Annotated in this window: 11 protein-coding genes and 1 pseudogene; 7 read left to right on the forward strand and 5 right to left on the reverse strand. The window is 70.5% G+C overall.

From position 1 onward, the window contains the following. The first annotated feature begins 17 nt into the window (after nt 1-17). A complete protein-coding gene (locus RKD05_RS11835) occupies nt 18-1,067 on the forward strand; it encodes an ABC transporter substrate-binding protein (protein ID WP_424710244.1) in 1,050 nt (349 codons plus the stop codon). 107 nt (nt 1,068-1,174) lie between these two features. Here RKD05_RS11835 and RKD05_RS11840 read toward each other — a convergent pair whose 3' ends face one another. Continuing rightward, on the reverse strand, nt 1,175-1,846 hold the full coding sequence (locus RKD05_RS11840; protein WP_424710246.1) for a fasciclin domain-containing protein: 672 nt from the start codon (nt 1,844-1,846) through the stop codon (nt 1,175-1,177). A 300-nt stretch (nt 1,847-2,146) separates the two neighbouring features. Here RKD05_RS11840 and sigK point away from each other — a divergent pair, with 300 nt between their 5' ends. The 4 genes from sigK (at nt 2,147) to RKD05_RS11860 (ending at nt 5,396) form a co-directional block, all read left to right on the forward strand. Then, the gene (sigK, locus tag RKD05_RS11845; RefSeq protein ID WP_424710247.1) at nt 2,147-2,749 is read left to right on the forward strand and encodes an ECF RNA polymerase sigma factor SigK; all 603 of its coding nucleotides are present in this window, start codon (nt 2,147-2,149) and stop codon (nt 2,747-2,749) included. Further along, nucleotides 2,746-3,543 carry an anti-sigma factor gene (locus tag RKD05_RS11850; protein ID WP_424710249.1) on the forward strand — a complete coding sequence of 266 codons (798 nt, stop codon included), beginning with the start codon at nt 2,746-2,748 and terminating at the stop codon, nt 3,541-3,543. Before sigK ends, RKD05_RS11850 begins: the two co-directional genes overlap by 4 nt. Before the next feature lie 51 nt (nt 3,544-3,594). Further along, nucleotides 3,595-4,233 (forward strand): hypothetical protein, encoded by a 639-nt coding sequence (locus RKD05_RS11855; RefSeq protein WP_063256332.1) that lies wholly within the window; start codon nt 3,595-3,597, stop codon nt 4,231-4,233. Nucleotides 4,234-4,511: 278 nt separating this feature from the next. Beyond that, nucleotides 4,512-5,396, forward strand: coding sequence for an aminodeoxychorismate lyase (locus RKD05_RS11860; protein WP_424710251.1), 885 nt, complete (start codon nt 4,512-4,514; stop codon nt 5,394-5,396). Between the two features lie 62 nt (nt 5,397-5,458). Here the strand turns inward: RKD05_RS11860 and pstB are convergent, their stop codons facing one another. From pstB to RKD05_RS11880, 4 genes and pseudogenes are all read right to left on the reverse strand, one after another. Beyond that, nucleotides 5,459-6,238 carry a phosphate ABC transporter ATP-binding protein PstB gene (gene pstB, locus RKD05_RS11865; RefSeq protein ID WP_134128067.1) on the reverse strand — a complete coding sequence of 260 codons (780 nt, stop codon included), beginning with the start codon at nt 6,236-6,238 and terminating at the stop codon, nt 5,459-5,461. Nucleotides 6,239-6,254: 16 nt separating this feature from the next. Beyond that, nucleotides 6,255-7,350, reverse strand: a pseudogene (gene pstA / locus RKD05_RS11870) (phosphate ABC transporter permease PstA). Between the two features lie 5 nt (nt 7,351-7,355). Next, a complete protein-coding gene (pstC, locus tag RKD05_RS11875) occupies nt 7,356-8,357 on the reverse strand; it encodes a phosphate ABC transporter permease subunit PstC (RefSeq protein ID WP_424710253.1) in 1,002 nt (333 codons plus the stop codon). 162 nt (nt 8,358-8,519) lie between these two features. Beyond that, nucleotides 8,520-9,641 carry a phosphate ABC transporter substrate-binding protein PstS gene (locus RKD05_RS11880; RefSeq protein ID WP_424710255.1) on the reverse strand — a complete coding sequence of 374 codons (1,122 nt, stop codon included), beginning with the start codon at nt 9,639-9,641 and terminating at the stop codon, nt 8,520-8,522. Nucleotides 9,642-9,799: 158 nt separating this feature from the next. Between RKD05_RS11880 and RKD05_RS11885 the strand changes: the two genes are divergently transcribed. Together RKD05_RS11885 and RKD05_RS11890 are read left to right on the forward strand one after the other, a co-directional pair. Next, the gene (locus tag RKD05_RS11885; RefSeq protein WP_424710256.1) at nt 9,800-13,738 is read left to right on the forward strand and encodes a Pls/PosA family non-ribosomal peptide synthetase; all 3,939 of its coding nucleotides are present in this window, start codon (nt 9,800-9,802) and stop codon (nt 13,736-13,738) included. Next, nucleotides 13,735-15,033 carry a M1 family metallopeptidase gene (locus tag RKD05_RS11890; protein ID WP_424710257.1) on the forward strand — a complete coding sequence of 433 codons (1,299 nt, stop codon included), beginning with the start codon at nt 13,735-13,737 and terminating at the stop codon, nt 15,031-15,033. The genes RKD05_RS11885 and RKD05_RS11890 overlap by 4 nt, the downstream gene beginning before the upstream one ends. The last annotated feature ends 143 nt before the right edge of the window (nt 15,034-15,176 follow it).

The raw sequence follows: 15,176 nt of genomic DNA on the forward strand, positions 1-15,176 counted from the left end.
AAGGCTAACCTAACTGCATGTCATTCCTTCGCTTCCCGTCTCCCCGCTTCCGTTCCCGACGTCGACGGGCCGTGGCCGCCGCGAGCATCGGTGCGCTCCTCGCGCTCGCCGGCTGCGCCTCCGCTGCGCCCGCTCCCGCGCTCCCCGACGCCGAGGCCGGCTCCACCGGACAGTGGGTCGTGGCGCGCGACCTCGAGCCGGGCATGGGCTCGAGCGAGGCCGATGGGGTCTTCCCGCGCACGGTCACGCACTTCGCGGGGACCACCGAGATCCCCGCCGCTCCGCAGCGCATCGCCGTCGTCTCGACGGGACAGGTGGATGCCGTCCTCACCCTCGGTCACGTCCCGGTGGCGGCGACGCGAGCCGAGAACAGCGGGCTCGTGCCGCAGTACCTGCGCGACGCCTTCGCCGCCGACGCGGCGCAGCTCGACGCCATGGCCGACATCGGCTCGCGTACCGAGCCCGACCTCGAGGCGATCGCGCAGGCCGCCCCCGACCTGATCCTCATCAACTCCACGCGCGGCAGCGAGACGTACGACGCGCTCTCGGCCATCGCGCCGACGGTGGTCACGAAGGGCAACGGGGTGAACTGGAAGAGCGACTTCCTGCTCATCGCCGACGCGCTCGGGCAGGAGGGTGCCGCGCGGGCGAACCTGGACGCGCTGCAGGCCGACAGCGCCGCCTTCGCGGCGACGCTTCCCGCGGAAGCTCCGACCGTGTCGTTCCTCCAGTCCACCGGCGATCGCACGCGCATCATGGGCGTACCGTCCTTCGCGGGCGGACTCGCCGAGGACCTCGGACTCGCGCGGCCGGAGTCGCAGCGGTTCGACGAGACCTCGCAGGACATCAGCGCCGAGCAGATCGACCTCGCCGACGCCGACCACGTGTTCTACGCGGGCACGGGCCAGGGCGTGCAGTTCATCGAAACGGCTCCGCTGTGGTCGACCCTCACGGCGGTCGCGGACGGACGGACCACGGTGGTCGACTTCGACCCGTGGTTCATGAATGCCGGTCCGGCCGCGGCGCGGCTGGTGCAGGACGAGATCGTGCGCGCGATCGACGGCTGAGCGCACGAAAGAGAGCGCACGAAAAGAGCGAGCGCCGGACCCCCTCGCCTGGGGTCCGGCGCTCGCCGTCAGGTCCGATCAATCAGTGATCGGTCCGGTGCGTGGAATTACGCAGCCGGGGGCATCAGCACCGAGTCGATGAGGTACACGGTCGCGTTGGCGGTCTGGACGCCACCGCAGATGACGTTGGCGTCGTTCACCTTGATCGAGTCACCCGAGCCGGAGACGGTGACGTCCTGGCCCTCGACCGTGGCGTGCGTGCCGTCGATCTTGTCGGGGGTGATCTGGCCGGGAACCACGTGGTACGTGAGGATCTTGGTCAGCGAGGCCGAGTCGGTCTTCAGCGAGTCGATGACGGCGGGGTCAATCTTGCCGAAGGCGTCGTCGACCGGAGCGAAGACGGTGAACTCGCCGCCGTTGAGCGTGTCGACGAGGTTCACGTCGGGGTTCAGCTGGCCGCTGACCGCAGCGGTCAGGGTCTTGAGCAGCGGGTTGTTCGACGCGGCCACGGCCACGGGGTCGGCGGCCATGCCCTCCACCGAACCGGCGCCCGACGGGACGGCGGCGGCGTAGTCGGCGCAGCCGGGGCCCACGAGGTTGGCGGCCGGGTCCATCATGTTCGACGAGGCCGAGGGGGACGCGGCCATCGAGGGGGCGGCCGAGGACTCCTCGGTGGTTCCGCCGGCGGTGGTGGAGCCACCCGAACATGCGGTGAGAGCGAAGGCCGAACCCAGCACGAGGGCGAGACCGGCGACGACAGGCTTCTTGTTCTTCAGCATGACATTCCTCCGAAATCGTTCGGACCGCGGCTGCGACCCGTAAGGACACCCCGGTGCGGGGGGTGGTTCGCCGTGTTGCGGCGTACACAGGGTCTTCGGGACCCCCTCACGTTCGGATTGCGGATTCTTGCGAATCGATGCCTGCGATCCGGGAAAAGGCCAGATCCGGGACCTGAAAATATTCTCGAGAATGTTTTCCTGGATGCCGTCGACCCGGCGCTGCCGCCCGCACGGATCACGTTTGCGTAGCGCTCTTGCGCCACGCGCGCACGGGGGAGGGAAGTCCTCGGTCCGTGCGGCATGCTGGGATTCATGGTGATCGACGGTTTCTCTCTCCCCGAGGACGGGGCGGACCGCGTCGACCACGTCGGAGAATTGCTGCAGAAAGTCGCCGCCGGCGATCGAATCGCCTTCGCCGAGCTCTACGACACGCTGTCGGCTCGCGCGTTCGGTCTCATCCTGCGGGTGCTCGTCGACCGGTCGCAGAGCGAAGAAGTGCTGCAGGAGGTCTTCTTGGAGATCTGGCAATCCGCCGGGCGCTTCACTCCGAACAAAGGTCAGGGAAGGTCGTGGGTCCTCACGATCGCACACCGACGAGCGGTGGACCGCGTACGGTCATCGCAGTCGAGCGTCGATCGTGACGTGCGTGCGGGCTTCCGGAATATCGACGTCGCGTACGACGATGTGTCAGAGAACGTAGAACTCAAGATCGAAGGGCGGCGCGTCGTGGACGCCCTCGCGACGTTGCCCGACGCGCAGAAAGAAGCGCTCACGCTGGCCTACTTCGGTGGGTACAGCCAAAGTGAAATCGCTACTCTCGTCGGAGCGCCGCTCGGTACGGTCAAGACCAGGATGCGCGACGGATTGTCGCGCTTGAGAACGGAGATGGGGGTGGACAAGTGAACGAGAGGGATTTCGCCGACCTCGCTGCCGGTCACGCGCTGAACGCGCTATCCGATGCAGACGAACGCGCATACCAGGAGGCTCTCGCGGGTAATCCGCACTGGTCCTCCCACCTTCAGGATGCCGCTGACGCCGTCGCCGCGATCAGCGACACGATCGCGCCCGTCGAGCCGCCGGCATCCATCCGCGCCTCTCTGCTGGCGCGCATCAGCGACCTCCCGCAGATCCCCGCGGAGCCGGAGCTCGACTCATCCGACGTCGAGGACTACGCCGCCGCCGGCCCCGCGCCCGTCGAGGTCGCGCACGCGTCGGAGTCCGAGGCGGCCGGATCCGGCTGGGGCCTCCGGCGCTGGTTCACCCTCGCCGCGTCCCTCGTGGCCGTGCTCGTGCTCGGTTTCGGTGCGGTGACGATCAGCCAGCAGCTCACGCGCCCGGCATCGGTGGTCGCTCTCGAGCAGATCACGTCCGCCCCCGACGCGCAGTCGGCCTCGACGACCATGCCCGACGGCGGTGTCGTGACGGCGCACTGGTCGGCATCCACGGGGCAGAGCGTGCTCGTGACCGACGGCATGCCCGCGCTCCCGACGGACCGGACCTACGAGCTCTGGTTCGTCCGAGACGACACCGCCATTGCGGCGGGGATCTTCTCGACGGATGCCACGGGCAAGGCGACCGCGGTGCTGCAGGGCCAGTTCCACTCCGGCGACGTGATCGCCGTGACGGTGGAACCCGCGGGCGGGTCGCCGGACGGCACCCCCAGCTCGGCTCCCGTCGTCGCGGTGGCCACCGCCTGAACGGTCGTCACTCCGGCCCGGCTCGCGCGGGAGACGCTCTAGCCTGGAACGATGAGCGATTCCCCTCGCGATTTCCACAAGCCCATCCGGCGCCCTGCTGAGCTGTTCGACCGGCTGTTCGCCGCCGAGGACCCCGCCGAGGTGTCGCGCGTCGCGCACAGCACCGCCCACGCCCTCCTGTCGCGCGTCCGCGCCGACCCCTCGGTCGACGTCGTCGAGCGGCTCGTGGCGTTCACCGACGACCACGGCATCGACGACATCGCCGAGCTGTGGTCCCGTTCTCCGGCCCGGTCGCTCCCGGGCGCGCTGTGGCGCTTGTACCTGCTGCAGCTCATGATCCACGACGACGCCGCGACCGCAGCTCTCCTGTTCGAGCGCGGGCGCGCCGAAATGGCGACCGTCGACCCGGTGGTCGTCGGCGCTCCGGCGCCCGCGGGCCCGGAAGAGCTGGTGCAGCTCATCGACACGATCCTGCGCGGCCTGTTCGAGGGCGATTTCGCCGTCGCGCTCGAGCGCGCGGCGGCGTTCTGCCGCATCCAGGCGTCCGGGGCGACGCACCTCGCGGACGACTACGAGAACACCGAATCGGAGCGCGCGACGGCACTGACCACGCGCGCGCTGCGCCTCTCGACCTACGCCGACGACCTCGCGGCCGCGGCCGCCCTGTGGCGCCGCGACGCGCTGACCTGATCCTGACGTCGAGCGTCCGAGACACGCCGCGCCGGGGGAAGGCCCAGCGGCGTGTCGTGGACACTCGACGGTGAGCGCAGCGCCGTCAGGGCAGAAAAGAAAAGTGCCGGGCCGCAGAACGCCTCTCGGCGCAAGGCCGCTCGCAGCGGCAGAAGATGGAGCCCGGGGTTACTGCGGCCCGGCTATCGAAGTGTAACAAGCGCGGCGCTGAGGCATTCCCTCGCGCGGGGTGGTTGACGCGACCCGGGCGTGTCGGTACAGGGGCATAGGGTCGATGCATGGCTTGGCGTTTCGCTCTCATGATCGACCCCGTGGCATCCGACATCCGGCGAGACGACTTCTCCGACACGTTCACCGTGATCGACCCCGACGGTGCGGCGCTGCGCGTCGGTGACCTCAGCGCCCAGCGCGGTGACGGGATCTTCGAGTCGCTCGGCGTGATCGACGGGCACGTGCAGGAGGTCGGACCCCACCTCGCGCGCCTCGCGCACTCCGCAGGCCTGTGCGAGCTCCCGACGCCGAACCTCGAGCAGTGGCGGGCCGCGATCGCGCGCGTCGCCACCGAGGCGCCGGCGGGGGAGAGCGTGGTGAAGCTCATCCTCAGCCGCGGGGTGGAGCACGGCCCGGCGCCGACCGCGTGGATCACCCTGGCCGACGCGCCCGACAGCGCCCGTGCGCGCGCGGAGGGCGTGCGCGTCACGACGCTCGACCGCGGCTATGCCTCCGACGTCCCGGCGCGGGCGCCGTGGCTCCTGCTCGGCGCGAAGACCCTCTCGTACGCGGTGAACATGGCCGCGATCCGGGAGGCCAAGCGGCGCGGGGCCGACGACGCCGTGTTCGTCACCAGCGACGGCTTCGTGCTGGAGGCACCCACGGCATCCGTGGTCCTGCGCTTCGGCGACCGCTTCGTCACGCCGACCCCGAACGCCGGCATCCTCCACGGGACCACCCAGCGGAGCCTGTTCGCCCACCTCGAGCAACGTGGTTTCGAGACCGCGTACGAGACGGTGCCCGCGTCGGACCTCTCGCGAGCGGATGCCGCGTGGTTGCTGTCCAGCGTCCGACTCGCCGCTCCGATCGCGGCGGTGGACGGCCAGGCGACGGCCGTCGACCGCACCCTCACCGACGAGCTCAACGCGTACCTGCTCTCGCCGCGCGACTGAGTCCGGAAACGACGATGGCCCCGCCGAAGCGGGGCCACCGTAGTGGAGCGGGGGAGCGGTGCTTATCCGAAGCGTCCCGAGACGTAGTCCTCGGTCGCCTGGACGGTGGGCGCCGTGAAGATCGTCGCGGTGTCGTTGTACTCGATGAGCTTGCCCGGCTTGCCGGTACCGGCGATGTTGAAGAACGCCGTCTTGTCGCTCACGCGCGACGCCTGCTGCATGTTGTGCGTGACGATGACGATCGTGTAGTCGTTCTTCAGCTCAGAGATGAGCTCCTCGATCGCGAACGTCGAGATGGGGTCGAGGGCCGAGCACGGTTCGTCCATGAGCAGGACGTCCGGGGAGACCGCGATCGCGCGGGCGATGCACAGACGCTGCTGCTGACCGCCGGAGAGGCCGCCGCCCGGCTTGTCGAGACGGTCCTTGACCTCGTTCCAGAGGTTCGCGCCCTGCAGCGACTTCTCGACGAGCGCGTCGCCGTCGCTCTTGGAGAGGCGCTTGTTGTTGAGCTTCGCGCCGGCCAGGACGTTCTCGCGGATCGACATCGTCGGGAACGGGTTCGGACGCTGGAACACCATGCCGACGTGGCGGCGCACGAGCACCGGGTCGACGCCCGGGCCGTACAGGTCGTCACCGTCGACCAGCACGCGGCCCTTGACGTGACCGCCGGGGATGACCTCGTGCATGCGGTTCAGCGTGCGGAGGAACGTGGACTTCCCGCAGCCGGACGGGCCGATGAAGGCCGTGACGGTGCGGGGCTGGATGTCGATGGAGACGCCTTCGACCGCGAGGAAGTCGCTGTAGTAGACGTTGAGGTCTTCGACCTCGATGCGCTTGGACACGGGGGCCTTCCTGGGATCAGCGCGCCTTCGGTGCGAACACCGAGGCCCACGATGCGGGCGATCAGGTTGAAGATGACGACGAGCACGACCAGCAGGAATGCCGCGCCCCAGGCCTGGGCCTGAGAAGCGTCGATGTCCTGCCCCGGGAAGCTGTACGCGGTGTACGCCATGACGGGGAGGGTCTGCATCGGACCGTCGAACGGGTTGGAGTTGAAGTTGTCGGTGAAGCTCGCGGCGATGAAGATCGGCGCCGTCTCACCGACGACGCGGGCCACGGCCAGCACGACACCGGTGATGATGCCGCTCGCCGCGGTCCGGAGGACCACCTTGACGATCGTCGCCGAGCGCGGCACGCCAAGGGCGAGCGACGCTTCACGCAGATCGGCGGGCACCAGGCGCAGCATCTCCTCGGTGGAGCGGATGACGATGGGGATCATCAGCACGCACAGGGCGATGGATGCCGAGAACCCGGAGAACGCCTTCGGTCCGACGATCAGCGCGAAGAAGGAGAACGCGAACAGACCGGCGACGATCGAGGGGATACCGGTCATCACATCGACGAGGAACGTGATCGTGCGGCGGAGCGGGTTGGTCGGCAGCGCGTACTCGACGAGGTAGACCGCCGCGAGCACACCAATCGGCACCGAGATGAGGGCCGCGATCCCCGTGATGATGAGCGTTCCGACGATCGCCTGGAGCGCACCGGGCGTCGCGACGACCGCGAGGGTGTCGGGGTCGAAGGCGCTGCCGCCGGTCTTCGTGATGAAGTCCCAGTTCACGATCGCGAGGCCCTTGGACACGACGGTCCACAGCGTGGAGATGAGCGGCGCGACCGCGAGGAGGAACGCGGCGGTCACGAGTCCGCGGATCACGCGGTCAACGGCCTTGCGGCGGCTCTCGACGATCGTCGACCCGACGCCGATCGCGATCAGGTACAGCACGGCGGTGAGGATCAGCCACGCGGCCAGGTTGAACCCGCCGATGAGGAACTGGATGCCCGCGACGATCACCGCGACGCCGACCAGCATGATCGGTTCGATGAAGCGGGGGAGCTGGCCGCTGGTCAGCGCGAGGGGTGCGGATGCTGTCGACACCTGCGACGGCGCCTTGATGGTGGTCACGAGCGCTTCCCCTTCTTGCGACCCTTCGCACCGGGGCCGGTCGCGCCGATGATGTAGCGAGCGAGGATGTTCACCGCGAGCGACACGACGAACAGCATCAGACCGGTGCCGATGAGCGCCGAGCGCTGCAGGTCGGTGGCGATCGGGAAGTTCAGCGCGATGTTGGCGGCGATCGTCTGCGAGTTGTAGCCGTCGGTGAGGATCAGCACCGAGTAGATGAGGCTCGGCGAGATGATGAGCGCGATCGCCATCGTCTCGCCCAGCGCGCGGCCGAGACCGAGGAGCGTGGCCGACACCATGCCGCTGCGGGCGTAGGGGAACACCGACAGGCGGATCATCTCCCACCGCGTCGCTCCGAGCGCCAGCGCCGCCTCTTCGTGCAGGCGCGGGGTCTGCAGGAAGATCTCGCGCGTGATCGAGGTGACGATCGGGAGGATCATGACGGCGAGCACCACCGAACCGGTGAGGAGCGTCGAACCCGTGCTGGAGGGCGAACCCGCGAAGAGGGGGATCCAGCCCAGGTACTCGTTGAGGAACTGGCCCACCGGGATCAGCAGCGGGCGCATCACGATGATGCCCCACAGGCCGAACACGATCGACGGCACCGCAGCCAGCAGGTCGACGATGTAGCCGAGGGCGCCGGCGATGCGGCGCGGCGCGTAGTGCGAGATGAAGAGCGCGATGCCGATCGCCACCGGCGTGCCGAGCACCATGGCGATCAGGGCCGCCCAGATGCTGCCCCAGAGGAGCGGGCCGACGTACTCCCAGAAGTTGGTCCACGACCCGTTCTGGTAGCCGGCGAGGTCGCCCTCGGTCCAGTTGCCGGTGATGGCGGGCAGGCCCTTGATGATCAGGAAGATCGCGACGCCCGCGAGGATGATCATGATCGAGACGGCCGCCGTCATCGACAGGCCGAGGAAGGCCGTGTCTCCGGCGCGGCGCTTGCCGACGATGGTCGAAGGGCCCCCGGCCGGGGGAGCAGAGACGGTGTCAGCCACGGCTGACCTCGCGCTCGGCAATGGTCATGGTGTGCTCCTCGGGTCGGGATTCTCTCTGAGGATGGTCGGGCTCAGCGGAAGCGTCGACGCGGACGTCGACGCTCCTGATCAGCCCGAACCGGCCCGCACCGAGGTGCGGACCGGTTCGGATCCGAGAGATGTTTACTTGATCGCCTCGAGCGTCTTCGCGGCGTCCGCGAGGACCGACTCGGGCAGCGGCGCCGAACCGGCGTTCTTCGCGGCGACCTGCTGGCCGAGCGAGCTGGTGATGAAGCCGAGGTACGACTTCACGAGCTCGGCCTGCTTGGTGTCCTTGAACTCGGTGCAGGTGATCGCGTACGAGACCAGCGGGATCGGGTACGTCTCGGCGGTGAGCTTGGTGTAGTCGAACTTCTTCGACAGGTCACCGGGAACGCCGTTGTCGGCGTCGACGGCCGCGGCCGCGAAGGTCGCCGTGACGGCCTCGGGGCTGAACGGGATCGCGGTGCCGTCCTGGATGATCGCGACCGACTTCAGGTCGCCGATGGCGGAGTGGTCGGCGTAGCCGATGGTGCCCGAGCCGGCCTTGACGGCCTCGACGACACCCGAGCCACCCTTCTGCTTCGACACGTTGCCCTCGATCGGCCAGTCCTTGCCCGCGGGCGAGGTCCAGACCGACGACTGCGTCGCGGCGAGGTAGTTGGTGAAGTTGGTCGTGGTGCCCGAGCCGTCCGAACGCGCGACGGTCGTGATGGGGCCGGCGGCCAGAGCCGTGCCGTTGTCCTTGGTGATGGCCGGGTCGGACCAGTCGGTGATCTGCAGCGCGAAGATCTTCGCGATGGTCTCGCCGCTGAGCTTGAGCTCGGTCACGCCGGGGATGTTGAAGATGATCGCGACACCGTCGAGGTAGATCGGGATGTTCACGCCACCGTCGGTGCACAGCGCCTTGGACTGCGTGGTCTGGTCGGCGTTGAGGGGCGAGTCGGAGCCGGCGAAGTCGTACGCGCCGCTCAGGAAGTTGGTGACACCGCCGCCGGAGCCCTGCGACTTGTCGTAGTTGATCGTGACTCCCTTGGCGGTGGCGTTGTAGGCGCTCGTCCACGCGGCCTGCGCGTTGGCCTGGGCGCTCGAGCCACCGGCGGTGATGGTGCCGGCGAGGGTGGGGTCGATCGTGAACGCGACGTCGGAGGACGAGGCGGACGGGGAGGACTCGGTGGTGCCTCCGCTGGAGGAGGAGCAGCCGGCGAGGGCGAGAGAGGCCACTGCGGCCACGGTGCCCAGCTGGGCGAGTCGGGAGAGCTTCACTATGTGAATCCTTCGCATGTCGGGGACACGAACCCGGTGCAGGGTTCTCCCGCACGGTAAACACCGTCCCTTACCAGAGTGCGTTGCACGGGTGAACGGAAGGTGAACCGGTGCCGCCGTTCCGGGGTGTTTTCCTGGCCTGTGTACGCTTCACCCCCGTGACGACCCCCGCGTTTCCCGGCCAAGAGCTGCTCGACCGTACGAGCTTCGCCCCACCGGCGCGCACGCTCATCGACATCCTCGCCGACGTGGCATCCCGGCATCCGGAGGCCTCCGCGATCGACGACGGGTCGGGTGCGCTCAGCTATCGCGAGCTGCTCGCGCGCGTCTGGCGGACCGCGGCGGCCCTGCACGCCGCGGGTGTGCGTCGCGGAGACCGGGTCGGCGTGCGGATGCCGTCCGGCTCGAAGGAGCTGTACGTCTCGATCCTCGCCGTGATGGCGGCCGGGGCGGCCTACGTGCCCGTGGATGCCGACGACCCCGACGAGCGCGCCCGACTGGTGTTCGGCGAGGCCGGGGTGAAGGGCATCATCGCGGGCGACGGCGAGTTCGTCGGGGGCGACGACGACCTCGTGCGCCTGTACGACGGGGAGGCGCCGCACCCGAGCACCAGCGCGGTGCCGATCCTGGCACCGCCGACCGCGGACGACGACGCGTGGATCATTTTCACCTCCGGCTCGACCGGCGTGCCCAAGGGCGTGGCCGTGACGCACCGCTCCGCCGCGGCGTTCGTCGAGGCGGAGGGACGCCTGTTCCTTCAGGGCGATCCGCTCGGCCCCGGCGACCGCGTGCTCGCGGGGCTCTCCGTGGCGTTCGACGCGTCGTGCGAGGAGATGTGGCTCGCGTGGGGACACGGCGCGTGCCTCGTGCCCGCCCCGCGCTCGCTCGTGCGGTCGGGCGAGGATCTCGCCCCGTGGCTGCTCCGCCAGGGGATCTCCGTCGTCTCGACCGTGCCGACGCTCGCCGCGATGTGGCCGGCCGACTCCATCGAGAACGTGCGGTTGCTGATCTTCGGCGGAGAGGCGTGCCCGCCCGAGCTCGCCGCGCGGCTCGTCGCCGACGGCCGCGAGGTCTGGAACACCTACGGACCCACCGAGGCGACGGTCGTCGCGTGCGCCGCGCCTCTCGACGGGACGCTCCCCATCCGCATCGGCCTGCCGCTCGACGGCTGGGCCCTGGCCGTGGTCGACGCCGAGGGGCAGCCGGTGGCCGAGGGCGACGTCGGCGAACTCATCATCGGGGGAGTGGGCCTCGCCCGGTACCTGGATCCGGCGAAGGATGCCGAGAAGTACGCGCCCATGCCGACCCTCGGGTGGGAGCGCGCGTACCGCTCCGGCGACCTCGTGCGCTTCGAGCCGGAGGGGCTGGTCTTCCAGGGCCGCGCCGACGACCAGGTGAAAGTCGGCGGACGACGCATCGAGCTCGGCGAGGTCGAGTCGGCGCTGCAGGATCTCGCCCAGGTGCACGCCGCGACGGTCGCGGTGCGCACGACCGAGGCGGGAGTGCCCGTGCTCGTGGGATACCTCGTGATGGAGGGCGGCGCCGAACTCGACCGCTCCGCCGCACGCGCGGCGCTCGCGGAGCGCCTGCCGGCCGCCACGATCCCGCTGCTCGGCGTCGTCGACGAACTCCCGGTGCGCACGTCGGGCAAGGTCGACCGGGCCGCGCTGCCGTGGCCGCTCCCCGGCGTCGACGCGCCCGCCGCGACGGACTTCTCCGCCGACGAGGCGTGGCTCGCGGAGCAGTGGCAGGCGGTGCTCGGACTGCCCGTCACCGAGCGGAAGGCCGACTTCTTCGACCTCGGCGGTGGCTCGCTCGCGGCGGCGCAACTGGTCTCGCGCATCCGCGCGCGCGTGCCCGAGTTCTCGGTTGCCGACATCTACGACGTGCCGCGCCTCGGGGCGATGGCGAAGGCCCTCGGCCCACAACTCGGCGACGAGACCCCCACGGCCTTCCACAAGCCGACGCCGACCCCGCGGGCGACGCAGTGGGTCCAGACGCTCCTCGGTGCCCCGCTCTTCATCCTCTCGGGCGTTCGCTGGCTGCTGTATCTGCTCACGGCATCCGCGATCCTCCAGCTCGTTCCGGGCTTCGAGGTGCTGCCCGACGTTCCGTGGCCCGTGCTGCTGATCGGGCTGCTCGTCTTCGCCACGCCGTTCGGCCGCATGGCGATCGCCGTCGTGTCGGCGCGGCTGCTCCTCGTGGGACTCCGCCCGGGCGACTATCCGCGCGGTGGATCGGTGCACGTGCGCCTGTGGCTCGCCGAGCAGATCGCCGCCCAGGTCGACGCGGTCGGCCTCGCCGGCGCCCCGTGGGTGTCGTACTACGCCCGCGCGCTCGGCGCGCGCATCGGCCGCAACGTCGACCTGCACGCCCTGCCGCCGGTCACCGGCATGCTCGTCATCGGCGACGGCGCCTCGATCGAGCCCGAGGTCGACCTCACGGGCTACTGGATCGACGGCGACCTCGTGCGTATCGGCGAGGTGCGGATCGGCGCGGAGGCCACGGTCGGCGCGCGCTCGACCCTCGCCCCGGGCACGCGCATCGGCCGACGTGCGGAGATCGCGCCCGGGTCGGCCGTGTTCGGCCGCGTCAAGGCCGACCAGTCCTGGGCGGGGTCTCCCGCGGTCCGTGTCGGCGGCACCGCGAAGGGGTGGCCCACGGAGCGTCCGGCCGCGCCGACGCGCTGGCTGTGGGCCTATGCCGCCTCCGCGGTGCTCCTCGCGCTGCTGCCGCTGCTGTCTTTCGCCGTCGGCGGGCTCGTCGTCGCGCGCGGCATCAGCGGCGCGGACTCGCTCGCGGCGGCGGCCGGGGCGGCGTTCGCCTGGCTCGTGCCCGGGGTCGCTGCCACGGGCCTGGTGTTCGCGGCATCCGTGGTTCTTCTCGTCCGGGCGTTCTCGGTCGGGCTCGTCGAGGGCACCTTCCCGGTGCGGAGCCGCGTGGCGTGGCAGGCGTGGACGATCGAGCGGCTGCTCGACTCCGCGCGCACGATCCTCTTCCCCCTGTACTCGAGCCTGTTCACGCCCGTCTGGCTGCGGATGCTGGGCGCTCACGTCGGCCATGACGTCGAGGCATCCACGGTCCTGCTCCTGCCGACGATGACGCGCATCGAGGACGGAGCGTTCCTCGCCGACGACACGATGGTCGCGTCCTACGAACTGCGCGCGGGCTGGCTGCGGGTCGGGTCGGTGCGCATCGGCAAGCGGGCGTTCCTCGGGAACTCCGGCATGGCCGCCCCCGGACACCGCGTGCCGCGCGACGGCCTGGTCGCGGTGCTGTCCGCCGCGCCGCTCAAGGCGAAGCCCGGATCGTCCTGGCTCGGTTCGCCCGCCGTGCGTCTACGGCGTCTGTCGGCCGAGGGCGATGAATCGCGCACGTACCGTCCCACCCCGGCCCTGCGCCTCGCGCGCACGCTGTGGGAGCTGTGCCGTTTCGTGCCCGTCGTCGTGACGTGCGGGATCGGGCTCGGCGTGATCTTCACCCTGGCCGGATTGTGGGATGCCATCGGCCCGGTGTGGACGCTCCTGCTCTCGGGACTCGTGCTGCTGGCCGCGGGCGCGATCGCCGCGGCCGTCTCGACCCTCGCGAAGTGGGCGATCGTCGGCGTCATCCGCGCGGGGGAGCAGCCGCTCTGGTCGAGTTTCGTCTGGCGCACCGAGGTGTCGGACACGTTCACCGAGATGGTCGCGGCGCCATGGTTCGCCCGCGCCGCCGCCGGAACGCCCGCGCTCGCGATCTGGTTGCGGAGCCTCGGTGCCCGCATCGGCCGCGGCGTGTGGTGCGAGAGCTACTGGCTGCCGGAGCCGGATCTCGTCACTCTCGGCGACGCATCGACGGTCAACCGCGGGTGCGTCGTCCAGACCCACCTCTTCCATGATCGAATCATGAGTATGGACACCGTCGAGCTGGAAACGGGTGCGACCCTCGGGCCGCACAGCGTGGTGCTCCCCGCATCGACCCTCGGGGCGCACGCGACCGTCGGCCCCGCGTCGCTGGTCATGCGGGGCGAGACCGTCCCCGTCGGCTCGCGGTGGAGCGGCAACCCCATCGGACCCTGGCGCGCCGTGAAGGTGCGCGCCTACCAGTCGACCACGTGAGCGGGCCCGACCCGTACGCCCCCCAGAGCGGTGACGGCGGTTACCGCGTCGAGGCGTACGACCTCGCACTCAGCTACCGCGTGCGCACGAACCGCCTCGAGGGGACGGCGGTCATCGCCGCGGTCGCCCTCGCCGACCTGACGACGGTCGTCCTCGATCTCGTCGGGCTCCGTGCCACGCGCGCCCGCATCGGCGGGGCGCCGGCGCGATTCTCCGCCGCAGCGGGCAAGCTGCGCGTCGCCGCGCCGCGACCGATCCCGGCCGGGGAGGCGTTCGAGATCGAGGTGGCCTACGCCGGAGCGCCCGCCCCCCGCCGGTCGCGGTGGGGCGCGGTCGGGTGGGAGGAGCTCACCGACGGCGCTCTCGTCGCCGGCCAGCCGATCGGTGCGCCGACGTGGTTCCCGTGCAACGACCGCCCCGACGATCGCGCGCGGATGACGATGCGGATCACCGTCGACGACGGCTACGCGGTCGCAGCCACCGGCGTTCCCGGCCCCGAGAGTCGCCGCGGCGGGCGCGTGGCGACGACCTTCACGTCCTCCGTCCCGACCGCCACCTACCTGGCGGCCGTCCACGTCGGCCGGTATCGCGTGCGTCCGCTTGCCGGTTCCGGTGCCGGAGTCGTTCCGGCGGTGACCGTCACCGCGCCGCCCGCGCTCGCCGCGGCGGCGGATCGCGCCTTCGCCGCCGTGCCCGAGATGCTCGAGGTGTTCCACGGGCTGTTCGGCCCGTACCCGCAGGAGACCTGCTCCCTCGTGGTCACGGCCGACGAGCTCGAGATCCCCCTGGAGGCGCAGGGTCTCGCCGTGTTCGGCATGAACCACCTCGTCCCCGCGGCCCAGCGACTCATCGCGCACGAGCTCGCGCACCAGTGGTTCGGCAACAGCGTCGGGATCGCGCACTGGAGCGACATCTGGCTCAACGAGGGCTTCGCCTGCTACGCGGAGTGGCTGTGGTCCGAGGCCTCGGGCGGCCGCTCCGCCGACGACTGCGCGCGCGGCCACTACGCGCGGCTCGCCGCGAAACCGCAGGACCTCCTCCTCACCGACCCCGGGCCCGACGACATGTTCGACGACCGCGTCTACAAGCGCGGCGCGCTCGCGCTGCACGCGCTGCGGCACGTCGTCGGCGACGTGGCATTCTTCGACCTGCTCCGTCGCTGGACTGCCGAGAACCGCCACTCCCTGGCATCCACCGACGACTTCCGCGCGGCCGTCCTTGCGGCCGGGGGAGTGGATGCCGCCGAGCTGCTGTCTGCCTGGATCGACCAGCCCGCGCTGCCCGCGCTGCCCTGAGCCCGCCGCCGCGGTACGTCGGCGATTCGCGTTCGGTCGGTCGGGAGGGATGCCGGCTGACTGAGGGTGTGCGGATCGCTGAGGTTGTGCGGTGCCGCGGCACAAGGTCAGTGATTCGCGTTCGGTGAGTCGGAATGGATGCC

The sequence above is a fragment of the Microbacterium sp. SLBN-111 genome, assembly GCF_049739645.1.
Lineage (GTDB): Bacteria > Actinomycetota > Actinomycetes > Actinomycetales > Microbacteriaceae > Microbacterium.

What these genes read in the sequence shown, in the direction of transcription:
- RKD05_RS11835 (WP_424710244.1), top strand. Translation starts at nt 18, where the DNA reads ATGTCATTCCTTCGCTTCCCGTCTCCCCGCTTCCGTTCCCGACGTCGA.
- RKD05_RS11840 (WP_424710246.1), bottom strand. Translation starts at nt 1,846, where the DNA reads ATGCTGAAGAACAAGAAGCCTGTCGTCGCCGGTCTCGCCCTCGTGCTG.
- sigK (WP_424710247.1), top strand. Translation starts at nt 2,147, where the DNA reads ATGCTGGGATTCATGGTGATCGACGGTTTCTCTCTCCCCGAGGACGGG.
- RKD05_RS11855 (WP_063256332.1), top strand. Translation starts at nt 3,595, where the DNA reads ATGAGCGATTCCCCTCGCGATTTCCACAAGCCCATCCGGCGCCCTGCT.
- RKD05_RS11860 (WP_424710251.1), top strand. Translation starts at nt 4,512, where the DNA reads ATGGCTTGGCGTTTCGCTCTCATGATCGACCCCGTGGCATCCGACATC.